The organism is Nocardioides sp. CER19, assembly GCF_029846275.1.
Classification (GTDB): domain Bacteria; phylum Actinomycetota; class Actinomycetes; order Propionibacteriales; family Nocardioidaceae; genus Nocardioides.
On the sequence record NZ_JARVWS010000004.1, the window covers coordinates 329143 to 346674 of the forward strand.

The following is a 17532-nucleotide window of genomic DNA, read 5'->3' on the forward strand; positions in this document are numbered from 1 at the left end:
CGGCAAAGAACGGATCGTGCAAGGGACGGCATTGGCCCACGCGATACGCGAAGGTTACCACCGTGTGACGGGACGTCGCACGGCGGCTCCCGTCAGTCGGTCTCGGCCGGCTGCGCCGGGGTCTCGTCCTGCGGCTCGGCGTACAGCTGCGGCTCACGGCCGGGGTTCCGCCGCAGGCTCCACACGAAGTAGGCCAGGGCCGCGACGAAGAGGACGACCGACGTCCACACGTTGAAGCGGACCCCGAGCACGTCGTGCAGCTCGACGGTGTCGATGCGCAGCTGCTCGATCCAGAACCGGCCGGCGGTGTAGATCATCACGTAGAGGGCCATCACCCGGCCGTAGCCGATGCGGAATCGGCGCTCCAGCCAGACGATCACGGCGAAGCCCGCCAGGTTCCAGAGGCACTCGTAGAGGAACGTCGGGTGGAACGTGGCGTAGTGCTCGTAGCCGGGCACCCGGTGGGTCTCGTCGATCTTCAGGCCCCAGGGCAGGTCGGTCGGCCGGCCGTAGAGCTCCTGGTTGAACCAGTTGCCCCATCGGCCGATGGCCTGGGCGACGAGCAGCGTCGGCGCGACGACGTCGAGAAGGGGTCGCATGAGGATGTGCTTGCGCCGGGCGCAGATGTAGGCGCCGAGCGCGCCGCCGGCGATGCCGCCCCAGATGCCCAGGCCCCCGTGCCAGACGTAGAGGATGTTCCAGGCACTGCGGCCCGCGCCGAAGTAGAGGTCGTGGTCGGTGGCGACGTGGTAGAGCCGCGCCCCGACGACGCCGAACGGGACGGCCCAGAGCGCGACGTCCTGGATCTCCCCCGACCTGCCACCGCGGGCGACCCAGCGTCGCTCGCTGATCCAGACAGCGGCGATGATGCCGAGCACGATGGACAGCGCGTAACCGCGGATCGGCACGGGCCCGAGGTGCCAGACGCCGTTGGACGGGCTGGGGATGCTCAGCGGGACCAGCGCGGAGACCGTCATGATTCCTTCGGGGCCTTCCCATGGAGGATCGCCTGGATGTCGGCGGCGAACTGTGCGGAGGACGTGTCCATGTCCCACAGCACCGTGCTGGTGTCGTCGCTCCCGATCGCGCTGACCTGGGTGGAGTGGGTGTTGAGGTCGTAGCCACCGCTCGGCAGCTTGCTGCCGTCCGCAACGTACACCGCGAGCGGCTTGGCGATGTCGACGATCGTCTTCAGGTCGCCGGTGAGCCCGATGAAGGCCGGGTCGTAGTGGTCGAGGTAGCCGCGCAGCACCGCCTGGGTGTCACGGGCCGGGTCCGTCGTGACGAACACGACGTCGACCTTCTTGCGGTCGGCGTCGTCGAGCCGCGTCATCGCGCTCGCGACGTTGGACATGACCATCGGGCAGATGTCGGGGCAGTGGGTGTAGCCGAAGAAGACCAGGGTGAGCGGCTTCGTCGTGTCCTTCGTCAGCGAGTACGGCGACCCGTCGGTGTCCGTCAGCGGCGTCGCCGAGACGCGGTAGGGCGCGTGCGTGATGCCGGTGAACTTCGTGTCTCCCCCGCTGCCGCACCCGGCGAGCAGCCCAGCAGTGAGGCCAGCGGAGAGGAGGGCGACGAGCGCCTTACGCACGCCTCACGCCCGCGGCCAGGTCCTCGGTGAGCACCGTCAGCGCCCGGAGCGCCGCCTTCCGGTCGCCGGCGTTGTCCAGCACGGCCCGCACGAACGCGCTGCCGACGATCACGCCGTCGGCGTACGCCGCGATCTCGGCGGCCTGGTCGCCGTTGGACACGCCCAGCCCGACGCCGACCGGCAGGTCGGTCGTCGCCTTGGTGCGTGCGACAAGGGGCGCCGCGAGGTCAGAGGTGGTCGTACGGGTACCGGTGACGCCCATGACGGCGGTCGCGTAGACGAACCCGCGGCTGGCGGCGGTCGTCATCGCGATCCGGTCGTCGGTGCTCGAGGGAGAGACCAGGAAGATCTTGTCGAGGGTGTGGGCGTCGGCGGCCGCGACCCACGCGTCGGCGTAGTCAGGGGTGATGTCAGGGGTGATGAGCCCGGCCCCGCCGGCGTTGGCGAGGTCGGTCGCGAACCGCTCGACGCCGTAGCGCGCGACCGGGTTCCAGTAGGTCATCACGACGGTCGGGACTCCGGTCTCGGCGACCGCCTCCACGGTGCGGAGCACGTCGGTGGTGCGGAAACCGTTGTCCAGGGCCTGCTGCGCGGCCGCCTGGACGGTGGGACCGTCCATCACCGGGTCGCTGTAGGGCAGACCGATCTCGATGATGTCGCAGCCTGCCGCGACCATCGCGCGCAGTGCCTCGATGCCACCGTCGACGTCGGGGAACCCGGCCGGCAGGTAGCCGACCAGGGCGGCGCGGCCGTCGGCCTTCGCCTTCTCGAACGCAGTCGTCGTGCTCATAGGGGGTCCCCGTTCAAGGCGGAGCGAAGCGAGCATGTCAAGGGGGCGTTCACAGGTCGAACCACTCCATCGCCGTGCCCATGTCCTTGTCGCCGCGCCCACTCAGGTTGACCAGGATCGTCGCGCCCTCGGGCAGCTCGGGCGCGATCCGCAGCGCGCCGGCGACGGCGTGCGCCGACTCGATCGCGGGGATGATGCCCTCGGTGCGCGACAGCAGCGAGAACGCGTCCATCGCCTCCTGGTCGGTCACCGGCTGGTAGGACGCCCGACCGGTCTTGGCCAGCCACGAGTGCTGCGGCCCGACCCCCGGGTAGTCCAGGCCGGCCGAGATCGAGTGCGACTCGATCGTCTGGCCGTCCTCGTCCTGGAGCAGGAACGTCCGGGCGCCGTGCAGGACGCCCGTCTCACCGGCCGTGATCGTGGCGGCGTGCCGACCGGTCTCGAAGCCCTCCCCGCCGGCCTCGAAGCCGTAGATCCGCACCTCGGTGTCGTCGAGGAACGCCGTGAACAGCCCGATGGCGTTCGAGCCTCCGCCGACGCAGGCGGCGATCGCGTCCGGCAGGGCACCGTACTTCTCGAGGCACTGGGCGCGGGCCTCGTCGCCGATGCCGCGGGTCAGGTCGCGCACCAGCGTCGGGAACGGGTGCGGCCCGGCGGCCGTTCCGAAGAGGTAGGCGGTGGTGTCGACGCTGGCGACCCAGTCGCGCAGCGCCTCGTTGATGGCGTCCTTGAGGGTCGCGGAGCCGCTGTCGACCGGGATCACCTCGGCCCCGAGCAGCCGCATGCGGGCCACGTTGAGCGCCTGCCGCTCGGTGTCGACCTTCCCCATGTAGACGGTGCAGTCCAGGCCGAAGTAGGCCGCCGCGGTGGCGCTGGCCACCCCGTGCTGGCCCGCGCCGGTCTCGGCGATGACCCGGGTCTTGCCCATCCGGCGGGTGAGCAGCGCCTGGCCGAGGACGTTGCGGATCTTGTGGGCGCCGGTGTGGTTGAGGTCCTCGCGCTTGAGCAGGATCCGCCGACCAACCTTCTCCGAGAGCCGCTTGGCCTCGTAGAGCGGGCTCGGCAGGTTCGCGTAGTCGCGCAGGATGGCGTCGAACTCGGCGACGAACGCCTGGTCGGCCTTCGCGCCCTGCCAGGCGAGGTCGAGCTCGTCGAGCGCCTTCATCAGCGCCTCGGGCATGAACTTGCCGCCGAAGCCTTCTAGGGGCCCGCCGAACCAGCCGCGCGCGTCCGCGTCGTACGACGACTTCTCGCCGAGGTGGGTGGTCATGCCGTCACTCCTGTCATGCTGCGGACCGCCGTCTCCGGGTCGCCGTCCTTCACGAGCGCCTCGCCGACGAGGACGGCCCGGGCGCCCTCACCGACGAACCGCTTCACGTCGACGGCGCTGAAGATGCCGGACTCGGCGACCTTGACCCGGTCGTCGGGGACGAGCGGCGCCAGCCGGCCGAACGTGTCCTCGTGGACGGCGAGCGTCTTGAGGTTGCGCGCGTTGACACCGATCAGCTCCGCCCCGAGTGCGACCGCGCGCTCGGTCTCCGGCTCGTCGTGGACCTCCACGAGCACGGTGAGACCGAGCTCCCGGGCGGTGTCGTGCAGGCGCTTCAGCTCGTCGTCGTCCAGGGCGGCCACGATGAGCAGGGCGAGGTCGGCGCCGGCGGCGCGGGCCTCGAGCAGCTGGTAGGCGTCGACGATGAAGTCCTTGCGCAGGATCGGGGTGTCGACCGCGGCCCGGACGGCTCGCAGGTCGGCGAGGCTGCCGCCGAACCGGCGCTGCTCGGTCAGCACGCTGATGGCCGCCGCTCCCCCGCGCTCGTAGGCCTGCGCGAGGACGGCCGGGTCGGGGATCTCGGCGAGCGCGCCCTTGCTCGGGCTCTTGCGCTTGACCTCGGCGATCACGCTGCTGCCGGCGCCGCGGAAGTGCGGCATCGGGTCACGGGGGGCGTCGACGTCGGCCAGCGCGGCACGCAGGTCGGCCTCGCTGGTGCCGGCCCGGCGCTCCTCGAGGTCGATGCGGACGCCGGCGATGATCTCGCCGAGCACACCCTCTACCTGGGCCACTGTGATCCTCTCCCACGACGTCGCTGCCGACTCCGAGTGTTTCATGCTGACCCCAACCGTTTCCCCCCGGCCGGGCCTGCTGAGACGGCGGCGCGTCAGGGGGCCAGCCAGGCGCCCTGAGGTGTGTTGCGGACCACGAAGAAGGCGAGCGTGACGGCGGCGGCTCCCCACCACAGGACGCGGCGTACGCCGGCCGGCAGCTGCCGCGGCGGCGTGCCGCGCCAGGCCCGCAGGATCCAGAGGGCCAGCAGCACGACGGCGACCGGGATCCCGACGGTCACGAGCAGGTTGCTGGAGGCGGCCGACCCGACCTCGCCGTGGGTGAGGTCGTTGACGGCGCGCAGCCCGCCGCACCCGGGGCAGTAGATGCCCGCCAGCGAGAGCGGGCAGACACCCCAGCTGCCCCGCTGGTGGGGGTCACGGAGATAGAGCGCGAGCGTCGCGGCTCCGAGGCCGCCGACGGTCAGCAGGGGCAGGCGCAGTCGCTCCCGCCGCGTCAGCGGCGACTCGGGAGCGAGCAGCGCCGTCATGGGACTAGTGGCCGCCGTGGTAGCCGAGCTTGGCCAGCACGCCGAAGACGACGGCCGACACGACGACGAGAGCGACGCCGATCCAGAAGATCGTGTAGCTGACCGGGTCCAGCATGAGGCCCACACTGCCGACGACGAAGCCCAGCAGCGCCACGCAGACGGCGCTCCAGGCGGCCGGGGTGTTTCCGTGGCTCTCGGACATGCGGGCTCCTTCGACGAGGTACGGCGGGTCGTGCGGCAGCAGTCTATTCAGGCCGCTCGGGGGTCTGGCGGGCGGTCGGGTCCTGTCCCTGGTCCAGCGCCTTCCAGACGTCGATGCTGGACTGCTCCTCGAGCGGGACCGCGCGGGTCTCGGCACCGGCGGGAGCGTCGTACCGGCGCCCCATCTCGGGCCAGCCGGGCGCCTTGACCACCGCGACCACCGCGGCGGCGCAGGCGACGACGCAGCCCACGACGGCCACCCAGGGCCAGGCGGTGCCGACCGAGTCGGTGTGGGTGTGGAGGAGGTGGTGACGTGTGCTCCACACCCCCGGGACGGGGGCGATCGAGGCGAACGCGGCGATCCCGGCGACCACGCGGCGGAACATCCCCCGGGTGACCAGGAAGACGCCCCAGGCGGCGAGCGCGACGAGCGCGAGCGATGTCGTGGACGGGCTGTCCAGGCTGACCCCGACGGCCGTGATCGGGTCGCCGCCGGCCTCGATGTGGACCCAGTCCTGGGCGCCGGCGTAGGCGGCGACCCCGGCGCCGGCGACGCCGAGCAGGACGGTGGGCCAGAAGGACCTCATGAGAGCCGGTCGGCGTCGAAGCAGGTGCGGTCGCCCGTGTGGCACGCGGGGCCTTCCTGGTCGACCTTCACCAGCAGGGTGTCACCGTCGCAGTCGAGCCTGACCTCCTTCACCCACTGCCGGTGGCCGGAGGTCTCGCCCTTGACCCAGTACTCCTCACGGCTGCGGGACCAGTAGGTCGCCCGGCCGGTCGTCAGCGTGCGGGCGAGCGCCTCGTCGTCCATCCAGCCGAGCATGAGGACCTCGCCGGTGTCGTGCTGCTGCACCACCGCCGGGACGAGTCCGTCCGGATTGCGCTTGAGGCGTGCGGCGATGGTGGGGTCGAGACTGCTCACGCGTCGATTATCCCCTGCTGGGCCACCCACGACCGGTGCAGGCGGTCGTAGACCGAGCCCTGCTGGGTGACCAGCTCGCTGTGCGGCCCGCGCTGGACGATCCGGCCGGCGTCGACGACGACGACCTCGTCGGCCGCCTCGGCGGTGCTGAGGCGGTGCGCGATGGTGACGCTGGTGCGGCCGGCCATCAGCCGTTCCAGCGCCCGGCCGATCCGCATCTCGAGGGCGGGGTCGACGGCGCTGGTGGCCTCGTCGAGGACGAGCAGGTCCGGGTCTGCCAGCTGGGCGCGCAGCAAGGCGACGAGCTGCCGCTCGCCGGCGCTGAGCGACTCACCGCGCTGGCCGGCGCGGGTGTCGAGGCCGCGCGGGAGGCCCGCGAGCCAGTCGCCGAGACCCAGCTCGTCGGCGGCACGGCCGATCTCGTCGTACGACGCGTCGAGCCGGCCGTAGCGGGCGTTCGCCGCGATCGTGTCGTCGAAGAGGAACCCTTCCTGCGGCACCAGCACGACGCTGCTGCGCAGGCTCTCCTGTCGGATCTGCCGCAGGTCGGTGCCGTCGAGCAGCACGGCGCCCTCGGTCGGGTCCATCAGCCGGGTGAGCAGCTTGGCAATCGTCGACTTGCCGCTCCCGGTCTCCCCCACGACCGCGACGCGCCGGCCGGCCGCGATGGCGAGGTCGACGTCGTGCAGGACCGGCCGGCCGCCGGGGTAGGCGAACGTCACGTGGTCGAAGCGCACGTCGATCGGTCCGCGCGGCAGCGTGCTGCCCGCCTCGCCGGGGTCGTCGAGGTCGGCCGGCGTCTCGAGGACGCCGATCACGCGGCGCCAGCTCGCTATCGCGTTCTGGCCGTCGGTGAGGATCTGGGTGCCCATCTGCACGGGCCCGACGAACAGGGTCACCAGGAACGCGAAGGCGAGCACCTTGCCGGCGGTCATGTCGACGCCCGTCTCCGTCCCGAGCCAGACGCCGACCAGGAGCACGCCGGCGTTGGCGAAGCCGGCGGAGATGCCACCCAGCGAGAACGAGAAGACCGTGAACCGCTGCGCCTGGGTCTGCGCCGCCATGTTGGCGTCGACGGCGGCGTCGATGCGCTGCTGCGTGCGCGCCTCGACGGCGTACGCCTTGACCACCGCCGCGCCGACGACCGGCTCCGAGACGGCCGACAGCAGCGCGCCGACCGTCTGCCGGACGACGGTGTAGGCGTGGCTGAGCTTGCGCTGGAACCACCTGATGCTGAGGAAGAGCGGCGCGAAGCAGACCCAGACGACGAGGGCGAGCTGCCACGAGTAGACGGCCATCACGACCGTCGCCACCAGCATCTGACCGACGCTGACGACGAAGAGCAGCCCGCCGAAGACGAGGAACTGGCTCACCTGGTCGACGTCGCTGGTCACCCGGCTCACCAGGGCGCCGCGGCGCTCGGTGTTCTGGGTGAGCATCGGGAGGTCGTGGACGTGGCGGAACGCCTTGGTCCGCAGCGTCGCGAGCCCGCGCTCCGAGGCGGTGAAGAGCCGGCTCGTCATGAGGTAGGACGAGCAGGCGGTCAGCACGATGGCCACCGCGCTGATCGCCACGGCCGCGAGCGTGAAGGCGACGTCGGGGCCGCCCTTCGCGCCGATGCCCTTGTCGAGGGTCTGCTGGACGGCGATCGGTACGACGACCTGGCCGGCGCTGGCCAGGACCGCGAGCGCGAGCGTCACGCGGATGCCTGCGGTCAGCTCCGGCGAGTGCCGGACACCGCGTCGCAGCGTCTCGATCGCGCCGAGGTCGGCGCCGGTGCTCATCCCGCTCACTCGGCCACCGCCTCCGGCTCCGTCTCGTAGGCGTTGACGAGGTCGGCGTAGTCGGCGTTGCGCTCGAGGAGCTCGGCGTGCGTGCCGCGGTCCCGGATCTCCCCGTCGGCCAGGTGGACGACCTCGTCGGCCAGTCCGATGGTGGCCTTGCGGTAGGCGACCACGACGAGGGTCGGCCCCGCGTAGGTCGCGCCCCCCTTGCTGGTCGAGCCCCCCTCGCTGGTCGAGCCCCCCTCGCTGGTCGAGCCCGTCGAGACCTCCCGCAACCCGGCCAGGATCCGCTGCTCGACCTCCGGGTCGACCGCCGACGTGGCGTCGTCGAGGATGAGGAGCCGCGGCCGCCGGACCAGCGCCCGGGCGAGCGAGATGCGCTGCCGCTGGCCGCCGGACAGGCTGGTCCCGCGCTCACCGAGCCGGGTGTCCAGCCCGTCGGGCAGGGCCGCCACGAAGCCGTCGGCCTGGGCGGTGCGCAGGGCGGCCCAGACGTCCTCGTCGGGGAGGTCGGCGCCCAGCGTGATGTTGTCGCGGACGGTGTCGTCGAAGAGGAACGCGCTCTGGGGAACGACCGCGACGGCCGTCGCGAGCTCGCCGGCGGCGAGGTCGCGCAGGTCGGTGCCGTCGATGGTCACGGCGCCCCTGTCCGGGTCGACCAGACGGCTCAGCAGCGTGGTCAGCGTGCTCTTGCCGGCCGCGGTCGCGCCGACGACGGCGACGGTCCGTCCCGGCTCGGCCTCGAACGTCACGTCCCGCAGCAGCGGCTGCTCGGGGTCGTAGGCGAAGCCGAGGCCCTCGACCACCAGCCGCGCGCCGCGCGTGCTGGGAGTGAGTCGCCGGTCGCCGTACGGCAGGGAGCCGGTGGTGTCGAGCACCGCCTTCACCCGGCGCCAGCCGACGACGCTGCGCGGGAACTCGCCGAGCAGCCAGCCGATCGACCGGATCGGGAAGGAGACGATGGTGAGGAGGTAGGCGACGGTGACGACGTCGCCGGCGACCGTCGCGCCGCTGCCGACCCGCGCGACGCCGACCAGGAGCACGACGAGGACCCCGAGGTTCGGCAGCGCCGCCAGGGCCGGGTCGAACGCGGCGCGGATGCGGCCGGCGCGGATGTTGACGTCGCGCAGCTCGGCGGCCTTGCGCGCGAACCGGTCGGTCTCCTCCTGCTCGCGGCCCAGCGTCTTGACGACCAGCGCGCCGTCGAAGGACTCGTGCGCGACCTCGCTGAGCTCCGCTCGCAGCTGCTGTGCCCGCGTCATGAGGGGCGAGCTGAACCGCTGGTAGACGAGGTTGGCGGCGACGACCGCCGGGAAGACGAGCAGTCCGACCAGCGCGAGCACGACATCGGCGGCGAACATCTGGATGACCGCGATCACCATCATGACGACCGTGCCGACCGCCATCGGGAGCGGAGCGATCGGGCTCCAGGCGGCCTCGACGTCGGAGTTCGCGTTGCTCAGCAGCTCGCCGGTGGGATGGCGCTGGTGCCACTCCATCGGAAGAGCCAGGTAGCGCCTGGTGACCGCGCGGCGGGTGTGCGCCTGCATGCGGAACTGCATGACGCCCGCGCCCAGCCTCCGCGCGACGATGCCGACCGCCCGCAGGATCGCGACGCCGACGAAGAGACCGAGCACCGCCCACATCAGGTCGACCCCGACGTCCTCGCCGTCGAACGCGGGAAGGAGCACGTGGTCGGTGGACCAGCCGAGCACCCAGGCGTCGGCGACGGTGAGCACGCCGAAGAGCGCGCTGCCGATGGTCGAGAAGGTGAAGAGCACAGGCTCGCGCTTGATGGCGACCCACAGCACCTTGAACCCGTCGAGGGTCGTGGCGCGCCTGCTCGGTCGGTCGCCACTCACCTGCCGGAGTCTACTGTCGGGACCGTGCTGACCTCCCTGGTCCCCCGCCCGTTCGCCCGTTCCCTCGCCGCTCGCGAACGCGACGCCCTGTGCGACCTGGCCCTCACGCTCGACGCGACGGCGCCGACGCTGTGCGGCGGGTGGTCGGTGAAGGACCTCGTGATCCACCTGCTCGTGCGCGAGCGCAAGCCCGCTGCGTCGATCGGCACGTTCGTCCCGGCGCTCGCCGCCCGGACATCCCGCGCCTCCGCCGCACTGGCGTCCCGCGACCTGGCGTCGCTGGTCACCCAGCTGCGGACGGTGCCGCTGCCGCTCGCCGTCGTCGACCCGCTGCTCAACGGCATGGAGATGTTCGTTCACCACGAGGACGTGCGCCGCGCGCAACCGGGCTGGACCGCCCGCGTGCTGTCCGGCGGCGACGAGCGGCACCTCTGGCTCGCAGCCGCAACCGTCGGCCGGATGCAGGCCCGCCGGGCCGGCGTACCGCTCGCGATCCGTTCCGGCGCACGTCACTCCGTGCTGCGTCGGGGCGACGACCCCGTGGTCGTGTCGGGGCCCGTGCCGGAGGTGCTGCTCTTCCTCGCCGGGCGGTCGTCGGTGGCCGAGGTGTCGTTCGACGGGCCGGCCGAGGGCGTCGCGCGGGTCCGTGGCACCGCGCTGCCGATCTGACATGATCCACGCTCCCCGACCCCGACCCTCAGGACTCCCGTGACCTCCTACGTCTCGCACACCACGGTCGACTGCGTCGACGCCTACGAGCTCTCCGAGTGGTGGAAGCAGCTGCTCGGGTACGTCGACATCCCGGACGACCCGAACGAGCCCGGCCACGAGGAGTGCATGATCCAGTCGCCGGACGGTGGGCACCGGCTGCTGTTCATCGAGGTCCCGGACACCAAGCAGGCGAAGAACCGGCTCCACCTCGACCTGCGTCCCCGCGAGCGGACCCGCGACGACGAGATCGCCTGGGCGCTCGGCATCGGCGCCACCCAGGTGGCCGACCACCGTGGCACCCGCGGCCCGGGCAGCGGCTGGGCGGTGCTGGCCGACCCGGAGGGCAACGAGTTCTGCATCCTGCGGAGCGACGCCGAGCTCGCGTCGAGCTGACCCGTCGATCAGCCGGGGTCGACCCGGCCGAGCACGGCGGCACGGCGGAACACCTCGTCGATCATCGGTTCGGTGAGCCGGCCGGTGAACGTGTTCTGCTGGCTGGGGTGGTAGCAGCCGAGCAGCGTCACCGAGCGCCCATCACCCACGAGGGTCGCCTCGGCACCGTGCCCGAAGCGCGGCTTGGGCCGGACGACCTGCCAACCGAGGGCTGCGTAGGACCGCAGCGACGCGTCCCATCCGTAGCCGCCGAGCGCCACCACCACCCGGACGTGCTCGGCGAGCAGGCGGAGCTCCGCCTCGATCCACGGCGAGCAGGTGTCGCGCTCGACGGTGGTCGGCCTGTTCTGCGGCGGGGCGCACCGCACGGTCGCCACCATCCGGGTGTCGACGAGCTCGAGGCCGTCGGCGGCGTGGACGCTCGTGCCCCGGGTGGCCAGGCCGACCCGATGGAGCGACGCGAACAGCCAGTCGCCACTGCGGTCGCCGGTGAACACCCGCCCGGTGCGGTTGCCACCGTTGGCCGCCGGGGCGAGGCCGACCACCAGGATCCCCGGGGTCGCGGAGCCGAAGCCCGGGATGGGCCGGCCCCAGTAGGGCTGGTCGGCGTACGACGCCCGCTTGGTGCGCGCCACGTCCTCCCGCCACTGGACCAGCCGCGGGCAGGCGCGGCAGACACTGACCCGGGCGTCGAGCTCGTCGAGCCCCACGCGACCGGCGAGGCGGCGCACCTGCGTCGCGGACCTGGCGATCGGCGTCTCCGCGGTGGCCGGGTCGCCCGGCCAACCGGTGCCCGCCGGCACCGGCGAGGGAAACGGCACGCCGGTCGCCGGGTGCGGAAGGAGGTCGTCGCTCACGCGTCCCATCCTCAGCCCGTCGCCGGCAGTCGCTCGACCGGTTGTCGCAGGATGGTCCGCAGCCGCTCCGGCGCGACCCGCCGTGGGTCGCCGAGATAGATCTCGTGGTGCCTGCCGGTCATGCGGAAGCCGTGGCCCGGGATGAACCGGTCGTGGAGCTCGGCCAGCGTCCCGGCCTCGGCGTCGTAGGGCCCGACGTGCAAGGTCTGGACGACCGTGCCTTCGTCGAGGACCTCGAGGCGGACCTCGTCGAGACGGGCCGGACGGTCCTTGGCGCCCACCTCCTCGACCGCGTCGTCGAACATCGCTCGCGGAATCCAGTCGGGGACCATGAGCAGCGCCGTCCAGTCCCATCGGGACTTGTCGCGCGCAGAGGTGAAGGCGTCCATGTCCGACGCCCACCACAGCGCCTCCAACGGCGGGACGACGTAGTCGCGCTCCAGGCTCCGCTTGCTGGCGAACTTGAGCTTGTAGGCGACCGGGTAGAGGGCGGCGAGAGCGTCGGCGTACGCCGGAGCGGTGTTGGGGTCCCCGTGCCCGTCGACCATCAGGTAGTGCAGCGGAGGGACGTCGAGGACCCGGAACTCGCCCGCCCGGGCCTGGTAGCTGTCGAGCGACCTCTTGAAGTCGGTCTTCACGTCACGCGACCGTCGGACGGCTCAGTAGGTCCCCTTGATCACGAAGAACGAGCCGCGGATGGTGCCGGCCAGCTTGGAGCTCTGCCGCGCGAACTTGAAGCGCGTGGCGAGCTCCTCCGGCACCTCCATGCCGTCGGAGAGCTTGAACCCGACGGCGCGCTTGCCGCCGTCGGCGATCGTGTACATGACGTTGATCGCCAGGCCCGACTCATAGAAGACGTACGCCATCCGGATCCCGTCGACCTCGAAGGCCGTCGCCTCGAGAGGCTTCGACTCGATGACGAGGTCGCGCTCCTCCTCGAGGATGCGGTGCACCCAGTCGATCACCTCCGTCGACTCGGAGGCGGGCTCGACGGTGAAGACGTGCGAGTACTTGTTCTTGAAGTACCTCGCCTCGTTGGCGCGGAGGCCGGCCAGCGCGTCCGCGACGGGCGAGGACTCCAGCCCGGTCGTCGAGACGTCCTGGAAGTCGACTGCGTAAGACATGACTGCTCCTCGAGGTGGGTCGGGTGGTCCATTGTGTCGGTTCGGGCTGTTGACGGTCACCGGAGCAGGAATGTGACATCGGCTCTCCGACGGCGAGTCCGGAAGGGCCGCAGCGCTGACATCATGGCGGTCGTGAGCGCGTTCGAGGTGGCGTGGGCGGGCCGGTCCGAGGGGCTCCTCGACGTGGGTGACGGCCACCAGATGTGGTGGTGCGAGCTGGGGGCGGCGGACGGCATCCCGCTGGTCGTCGTGCACGGAGGGCCTGGCGGCGGCACGGTCCCCGAGATGGCGGCGCCCTACGACCCCCATCTCTACCGCGTCGTCATGTTCGACCAGCGCGGCTGCGGCAGGAGCCTTCCCCACGCGAGCGAGCCGACGGTGTCCTTGGCGGCGAACACGACCGCGCACCTGGTGCGCGACATGGAGCGGCTGCGCGAGCACCGCGGCGTCGACAGCTGGGTCGTGTCCGGCTCGTCGTGGGGCACGACGCTCGGTCTCGCCTACGCCTGCGCACACCCCGACCGGGTGCGCGCGGTGCTCCTGCGCAGCATCACGACCTACAGCGCGGGCGAGCTCGACTGGGTCTACCGCGACGGCGCGAGCCGGCTGCTGCCCGAGGCGTGGGAGGAGTTCGCGACCGCGGTCGAGGCCACCGACCTGGTCGACGGCTACCGGCGTGCGCTCGAGGGCGAGGACGACCAGCGTCGCCTCGAGGCGGCGTTGGGCTGGTGCCGCTGGGAGCTGGCCGGCATGCGCGCCGAGCCCGGCTCCCCGATCGAGGCCGTCTTCACCGAGCCCCGCTTCGCCACGGCCTTCGCCCGCATCAGCACGCACTACGCGGCGAACCGCGGGTTCGTCGACCATGGGGGGCTGTGGACGACCGTCCCGACGCTCGCTCGGATCCCGGCCACGTTCATCCAGGGACGGCTCGACCTGTGTACGCCGCCCGCCACCGCGTGGCGACTCCACCGGCGCTGGCCGGGCTCCCGGCTTCACCTCCTCGACGACGAGGGCCACCGGCTGACCGGCGCCGCCGCGACGATGCGCGCCGTCCTCGACGAGTACGCCGACCAGCTCGCGTGAGCCGCGGATCGCGCCCGCCGCCACCTCACCGCAGGACGTCGTAGCGCAGCGACACGAACTGCCCCGTCTGCGCCACCTCGACCAGCCGCAACCGATCGGACTCGATGCGCCGCGGCAGCAGTGGCGCACCGGAGCCGAGCGTGACGGCAGCGATCGACAGCGTGAGCTGGTCGAGGGCGCCTGCGTCGTCGAACTGGCCCACCAGGTCTCCCCCGCCGACGAGCCAGACGTCCTTCTCGCCGGCCGCCGCGCGGATCTCGTCGAGGTGATCGGCGACCGCACCCGCGACGACGGTGATGTCGGCGCCCGGGACGAGCGGCAGGTCCGCCTGCGTCGAGAAGACGAACGTCTTCTTGTCGCCGTAGAACTGCTGCCACTTCTCGGGGGAGTCGAGGAGGTGCTCGTGCTCGAGCACCCAGCGGTAGGTCGTCGATCCCTCGACCATGACCCCGACACCGGCGACGAAGGTGTCGAGCGATGCCAACGACTCATCGCCGCCCTCCACGGCGAAGAGCCAGTCGAGGGAGTTGTCAGCGTCGGCGAGGAACCCGTCGAGCGTCGTGGCGGTGGCGTAGACGAAGCGCGTCATGACCGGACCAGGGCCTCGGGCCGGAACGGCGCGCCGTGGCCGGGCACGATGAGCACGGGGTCGAGCTCCAGGAGCCGGGCGCGGGAACGGTCGAGTGCCTCCTGGTCCTCGGCTCGCGGGTCCGTCGCAGGACCGTGCTCGTGCCACCAGAGGTGCGTGCACACGACGAGTCCCTCAGCCGTGTCGACGAGCGTGGTGATGTCCTGCGCCGAGTGACCGGGCGTCGACATCAGCCGCACCGACGAGGACAGCTGGAACCCGTCCGCCGGGCGGTCGGTCCACGTGTCGCCCTCGTAGATCGCCCAGAAGTCGTGGAACCGGGCCCGCTCGAACAGCGCGGCGTTGAGCGTGTGGTCGGGATGGTGGTGGCTGAACACCACATCACCCACGTCCGCCGCGTCGACGCCCAGCCCGTCGAGCGGATCCAGGATCTTGCGGCGGTCCGACACCATCCCGGGGTCGACGACGATCGACCGGCCCTCGTCGCGGATGAGCACCACGGTGCTGGCCACCCGCTCGGCGGCATAGCCGGCGGACAGGACGTGCAGTTCGGCGGTCATGCGGTCATCGTGGCACCTCCCACCGACAGGCGCTGGCCCGATATTCGGCTCAGCGCCGGCCGGGCACCGCGAACCGGTCCAGGTCCCGGGCGGCGTGCACGTCGTCGAAGAACCGTCCCGCGTCGAGCTCGAAGACCGACTCGTCGCTGTGCCGCCCGGAGTAGTGCGTGAGCACGAGCCGGCGTACGCCGGCCTCGGTGGCGATGGCGGCGGCCTGGGCGGCCGTGAGGTGGGCGTACTGGTCGGCCAGCTCCTCCTCCCCCGAGACGTACGTCGACTCGCAGACGAGCAGGTCGACGCCACGCGCCAGCTCGACGGCTGCGTCGCACCGCCGGGTGTCCATCACGAAGGCGACCGACTGTCCCGGCCGCGGCTCGCTGACCTCCTCCAGCCGGACCCGCCGGCCGTCGATGTCGAGGGACCCGGAGCGCTGCAGCTCGCCGACCATCGGACCCGAGACACCGGCCTCGGCCAGCCGGTCGGGCAGCATGCGACGACCGTCCGGCTCCTGCAGTCGCCAGCCGTAGGTGTCGACCCGGTGGTCGAGGGCGCGCGCGTGCAGCGACAGCGTCCCCCAGTCGTCGACCGGTCCGTCGGCGGCGACGGGGTGCTCGCGGACGTCCGGGGCGGTGAACGCCACCGAGGCGTGCCGCAGCCGGTCGACGTACTCCTGGCCGGAGGCCGGGTAGTAGAGGTCGACGGGATGGGTCAGGCCGTCGAGCGCCATCCGCTGCAGCACGCCGGGCAGCCCCAGGCAGTGGTCGCCGTGCAGGTGGGTGATGCAGATCCGGGTGATCCGCGACGCCGGGATGCCGGCGAGGGTGAGCTGGCGCTGGGTGCCCTCGCCCGGGTCGAAGAGGACGACCTCGTCGCCCCACCGCAGCACCGTGCCCTGGTGGGCGCGGGTACGGGTCGGCACCTGGGAGGCGGTGCCGAGCACGACCAGCTCGCGGTCAGCCATGTCAGCGGACGGCTGCCCCGGCGGCCCGCAGGGCGTCCTTGGCCTCGCCGACGCGGACCTTCCCGAAGTGGAAGATCGTGGCGGCGAGGACCGCATCGGCGCCCGCCGCGACCGCGGGCGGGAAGTGGGCGGCCGCGCCGGCGCCGCCCGAGGCGATGATGGGGATCGCGACCTCGCGACGTACGGCGCCGATGAGGTCGAGGTCGAAGCCGTCCTCGGTGCCGTCGGCGTCCATCGCGTTGAGCAGGATCTCCCCCGCGCCCAGCTCGGCGGCCCGCGCGGCCCACTCGAGGGCGTCGAGACCGGCCGACTGCCGGCCGCCGTGCGTCGTGACCTCGAACCCCGAGGGGGTCCCGGCGGCCCTCCGCGCGTCCACCGAGAGCACCAGCACCTGGTTGCCGAACCGGTCGGCGACCTCGGCGATCAGCTCCGGCCGGCGGATGGCGGCCGTGTTGATCGCCACCTTGTCGGCGCCGGCCCGCAGCAGCCGGTCGACGTCGGCGACCGACGCCACGCCCCCGCCGACGGTGAGCGGGATGAACACCTGCTCGGCCGTCGCCGACACGATCTCCATCGTCGTCGCTCGGCCCTCGTGGGAGGCGGAGATGTCGAGGAAGGTCAGCTCGTCGGCGCCCTCGGCGTCGTAGACCTTGGCCAGCTCGACCGGGTCACCCGCGTCGCGCAGGTCCTGGAAGTTGATGCCCTTGACCACCCGGCCGCCGTCGACGTCCAGGCAGGGGATCACGCGGACCGCGAGGCTCACGAGGTCAGGCCTCGCGTGACCCGCAGCGCCTCGCTGAGCGAGAGCGACCCGGTGTAGAGCGCGGTCCCGGCGATGGCACCCTCGACGCCCAGCGGCACCAGGTCCATGAGCGCCCAGATGTCGTCGATCGTCGTCACCCCGCCGGAGGCGACGACCGGGCGGTCGGTCGCCGCGCAGACGTCCCGCAGCAGCTGCAGGTTGGGGCCCTGGAGCATCCCGTCCTTGTTGACGTCGGTGACGACGTAGCGGGCGCAGCCCTCCGAGTCGAGCCGGGCGAGGGTCTCATAGAGGTCCCCGCCCTCCTGCGTCCACCCGCGCGCGGCCAGGGTGGTGCCCCGGACGTCGAGGCCGATGGCCACCCGGTCGCCGTACGTCGCGATCGCGCGTGCGCACCACTCCGGCTGCTCCAGCGCGGCGGTGCCGATGTTGACCCGGCGGCAGCCGGTCGCCATCGCCGCCTCCAGCGACTCGTCGTCGCGGATGCCGCCGCTCATCTCGACCTTGATGTCGAGCCGGCCGACGATCTCGGCCTGCAGCTCACGGTTGCTGCCCTGGCCGAAGGCGGCGTCGAGGTCCACGAGGTGCAGCCACTCCGCGCCGAGCTCCTGCCAGCGCAGCGCCGCATCGACGGGATTGCCGAAGCGCTTCTCGGAGCCGTCGACGCCCTGCACCAGCTGGACGGCCTGGCCGCCCTTGATGTCGACGGCGGGGAGGAGCTCGAGGTAGTCAGACATGAGGCCCTTTCATGCT

Annotated in this window: 22 protein-coding genes; 3 read left to right on the forward strand and 19 right to left on the reverse strand. The window is 72.2% G+C overall.

The window, feature by feature from the left end:
• Positions 1–92: 92 nt before the first annotated feature.
• The 11 genes from lgt to QDS12_RS21075 form a co-directional block, all read right to left on the reverse strand.
• The gene (gene lgt / locus QDS12_RS21025) at positions 93–977 is read right to left on the reverse strand and encodes a prolipoprotein diacylglyceryl transferase (protein WP_279882814.1); all 885 of its coding nucleotides are present in this window, start codon (positions 975–977) and stop codon (positions 93–95) included.
• Positions 974–1591: an SCO family protein gene (locus QDS12_RS21030; protein ID WP_279882816.1), complete on the reverse strand. Its 618-nt coding sequence runs from the start codon at positions 1589–1591 to the stop codon at positions 974–976. The genes lgt and QDS12_RS21030 overlap by 4 nt, the downstream gene beginning before the upstream one ends.
• A complete protein-coding gene (gene trpA / locus QDS12_RS21035; RefSeq protein ID WP_279882818.1) occupies positions 1584–2381 on the reverse strand; it encodes a tryptophan synthase subunit alpha in 798 nt (265 codons plus the stop codon). Before trpA ends, QDS12_RS21030 begins: the two co-directional genes overlap by 8 nt.
• Before the next feature lie 49 nt (positions 2382–2430).
• Positions 2431–3651: a tryptophan synthase subunit beta gene (trpB, locus tag QDS12_RS21040; RefSeq protein ID WP_279882820.1), complete on the reverse strand. Its 1221-nt coding sequence runs from the start codon at positions 3649–3651 to the stop codon at positions 2431–2433.
• The gene (gene trpC / locus QDS12_RS21045; RefSeq protein ID WP_279882822.1) at positions 3648–4442 is read right to left on the reverse strand and encodes an indole-3-glycerol phosphate synthase TrpC; all 795 of its coding nucleotides are present in this window, start codon (positions 4440–4442) and stop codon (positions 3648–3650) included. The genes trpB and trpC overlap by 4 nt, the downstream gene beginning before the upstream one ends.
• Before the next feature lie 95 nt (positions 4443–4537).
• A complete protein-coding gene (locus tag QDS12_RS21050; RefSeq protein WP_279882824.1) occupies positions 4538–4972 on the reverse strand; it encodes a DUF2752 domain-containing protein in 435 nt (144 codons plus the stop codon).
• Positions 4973–4976: 4 nt separating this feature from the next.
• Positions 4977–5174: an HGxxPAAW family protein gene (locus QDS12_RS21055; protein WP_279882826.1), complete on the reverse strand. Its 198-nt coding sequence runs from the start codon at positions 5172–5174 to the stop codon at positions 4977–4979.
• Between the two features lie 43 nt (positions 5175–5217).
• Positions 5218–5760 (reverse strand): Trp biosynthesis-associated membrane protein, encoded by a 543-nt coding sequence (locus QDS12_RS21060; RefSeq protein ID WP_279882828.1) that lies wholly within the window; start codon positions 5758–5760, stop codon positions 5218–5220.
• On the reverse strand, positions 5757–6095 hold the full coding sequence (hisI, locus tag QDS12_RS21065) for a phosphoribosyl-AMP cyclohydrolase (protein ID WP_279882830.1): 339 nt from the start codon (positions 6093–6095) through the stop codon (positions 5757–5759). Before hisI ends, QDS12_RS21060 begins: the two co-directional genes overlap by 4 nt.
• A complete protein-coding gene (locus tag QDS12_RS21070) occupies positions 6092–7879 on the reverse strand; it encodes an ABC transporter ATP-binding protein (protein ID WP_279883502.1) in 1788 nt (595 codons plus the stop codon). The genes hisI and QDS12_RS21070 overlap by 4 nt, the downstream gene beginning before the upstream one ends.
• A gap of 5 nt (positions 7880–7884) precedes the next feature.
• Positions 7885–9741: an ABC transporter ATP-binding protein gene (locus QDS12_RS21075; protein WP_279882831.1), complete on the reverse strand. Its 1857-nt coding sequence runs from the start codon at positions 9739–9741 to the stop codon at positions 7885–7887.
• Between the two features lie 24 nt (positions 9742–9765).
• On the opposite strand from QDS12_RS21075, the gene QDS12_RS21080 reads away from it, so the two are divergent.
• Positions 9766–10410, forward strand: coding sequence for a TIGR03085 family metal-binding protein (locus tag QDS12_RS21080; protein WP_279882833.1), 645 nt, complete (start codon positions 9766–9768; stop codon positions 10408–10410).
• A gap of 39 nt (positions 10411–10449) precedes the next feature.
• Positions 10450–10845: a VOC family protein gene (locus tag QDS12_RS21085; RefSeq protein ID WP_279882835.1), complete on the forward strand. Its 396-nt coding sequence runs from the start codon at positions 10450–10452 to the stop codon at positions 10843–10845.
• Between the two features lie 8 nt (positions 10846–10853).
• On the opposite strand, the gene QDS12_RS21090 is transcribed toward QDS12_RS21085, so the two are convergent.
• From QDS12_RS21090 to QDS12_RS21100, 3 genes are read right to left on the reverse strand one after another with little or no spacing between them, the layout of a single operon-like run.
• Positions 10854–11702: a uracil-DNA glycosylase gene (locus tag QDS12_RS21090; RefSeq protein WP_279882837.1), complete on the reverse strand. Its 849-nt coding sequence runs from the start codon at positions 11700–11702 to the stop codon at positions 10854–10856.
• Positions 11703–11713: 11 nt separating this feature from the next.
• Positions 11714–12340: a GyrI-like domain-containing protein gene (locus QDS12_RS21095; RefSeq protein ID WP_279882839.1), complete on the reverse strand. Its 627-nt coding sequence runs from the start codon at positions 12338–12340 to the stop codon at positions 11714–11716.
• A 21-nt stretch (positions 12341–12361) separates the two neighbouring features.
• Positions 12362–12826: a phage tail protein gene (locus QDS12_RS21100; RefSeq protein WP_279882841.1), complete on the reverse strand. Its 465-nt coding sequence runs from the start codon at positions 12824–12826 to the stop codon at positions 12362–12364.
• A gap of 132 nt (positions 12827–12958) precedes the next feature.
• Between QDS12_RS21100 and pip the strand changes: the two genes are divergently transcribed.
• Entirely contained in the window at positions 12959–13909 is a 951-nt protein-coding gene (gene pip, locus QDS12_RS21105; protein WP_279882843.1) for a prolyl aminopeptidase, read from the forward strand.
• 25 nt (positions 13910–13934) lie between these two features.
• On the opposite strand, the gene QDS12_RS21110 is transcribed toward pip, so the two are convergent.
• The 5 genes from QDS12_RS21110 to priA are packed head-to-tail and all read right to left on the reverse strand — an operon-like array spanning position 13935 to position 17516.
• On the reverse strand, positions 13935–14498 hold the full coding sequence (locus tag QDS12_RS21110) for a dihydrofolate reductase family protein (protein ID WP_279882846.1): 564 nt from the start codon (positions 14496–14498) through the stop codon (positions 13935–13937).
• Positions 14495–15058 carry an MBL fold metallo-hydrolase gene (locus QDS12_RS21115; protein WP_279882848.1) on the reverse strand — a complete coding sequence of 188 codons (564 nt, stop codon included), beginning with the start codon at positions 15056–15058 and terminating at the stop codon, positions 14495–14497. Before QDS12_RS21115 ends, QDS12_RS21110 begins: the two co-directional genes overlap by 4 nt.
• A 49-nt stretch (positions 15059–15107) precedes the next feature.
• Positions 15108–16019 carry a ribonuclease Z gene (locus QDS12_RS21120; RefSeq protein WP_279882850.1) on the reverse strand — a complete coding sequence of 304 codons (912 nt, stop codon included), beginning with the start codon at positions 16017–16019 and terminating at the stop codon, positions 15108–15110.
• A 1-nt stretch (position 16020) separates the two neighbouring features.
• Entirely contained in the window at positions 16021–16782 is a 762-nt protein-coding gene (hisF, locus tag QDS12_RS21125) for an imidazole glycerol phosphate synthase subunit HisF (protein ID WP_279882852.1), read from the reverse strand.
• The gene (priA, locus tag QDS12_RS21130; protein ID WP_279882854.1) at positions 16779–17516 is read right to left on the reverse strand and encodes a bifunctional 1-(5-phosphoribosyl)-5-((5-phosphoribosylamino)methylideneamino)imidazole-4-carboxamide isomerase/phosphoribosylanthranilate isomerase PriA; all 738 of its coding nucleotides are present in this window, start codon (positions 17514–17516) and stop codon (positions 16779–16781) included. Before priA ends, hisF begins: the two co-directional genes overlap by 4 nt.
• Positions 17517–17532: the final 16 nt, after the last annotated feature.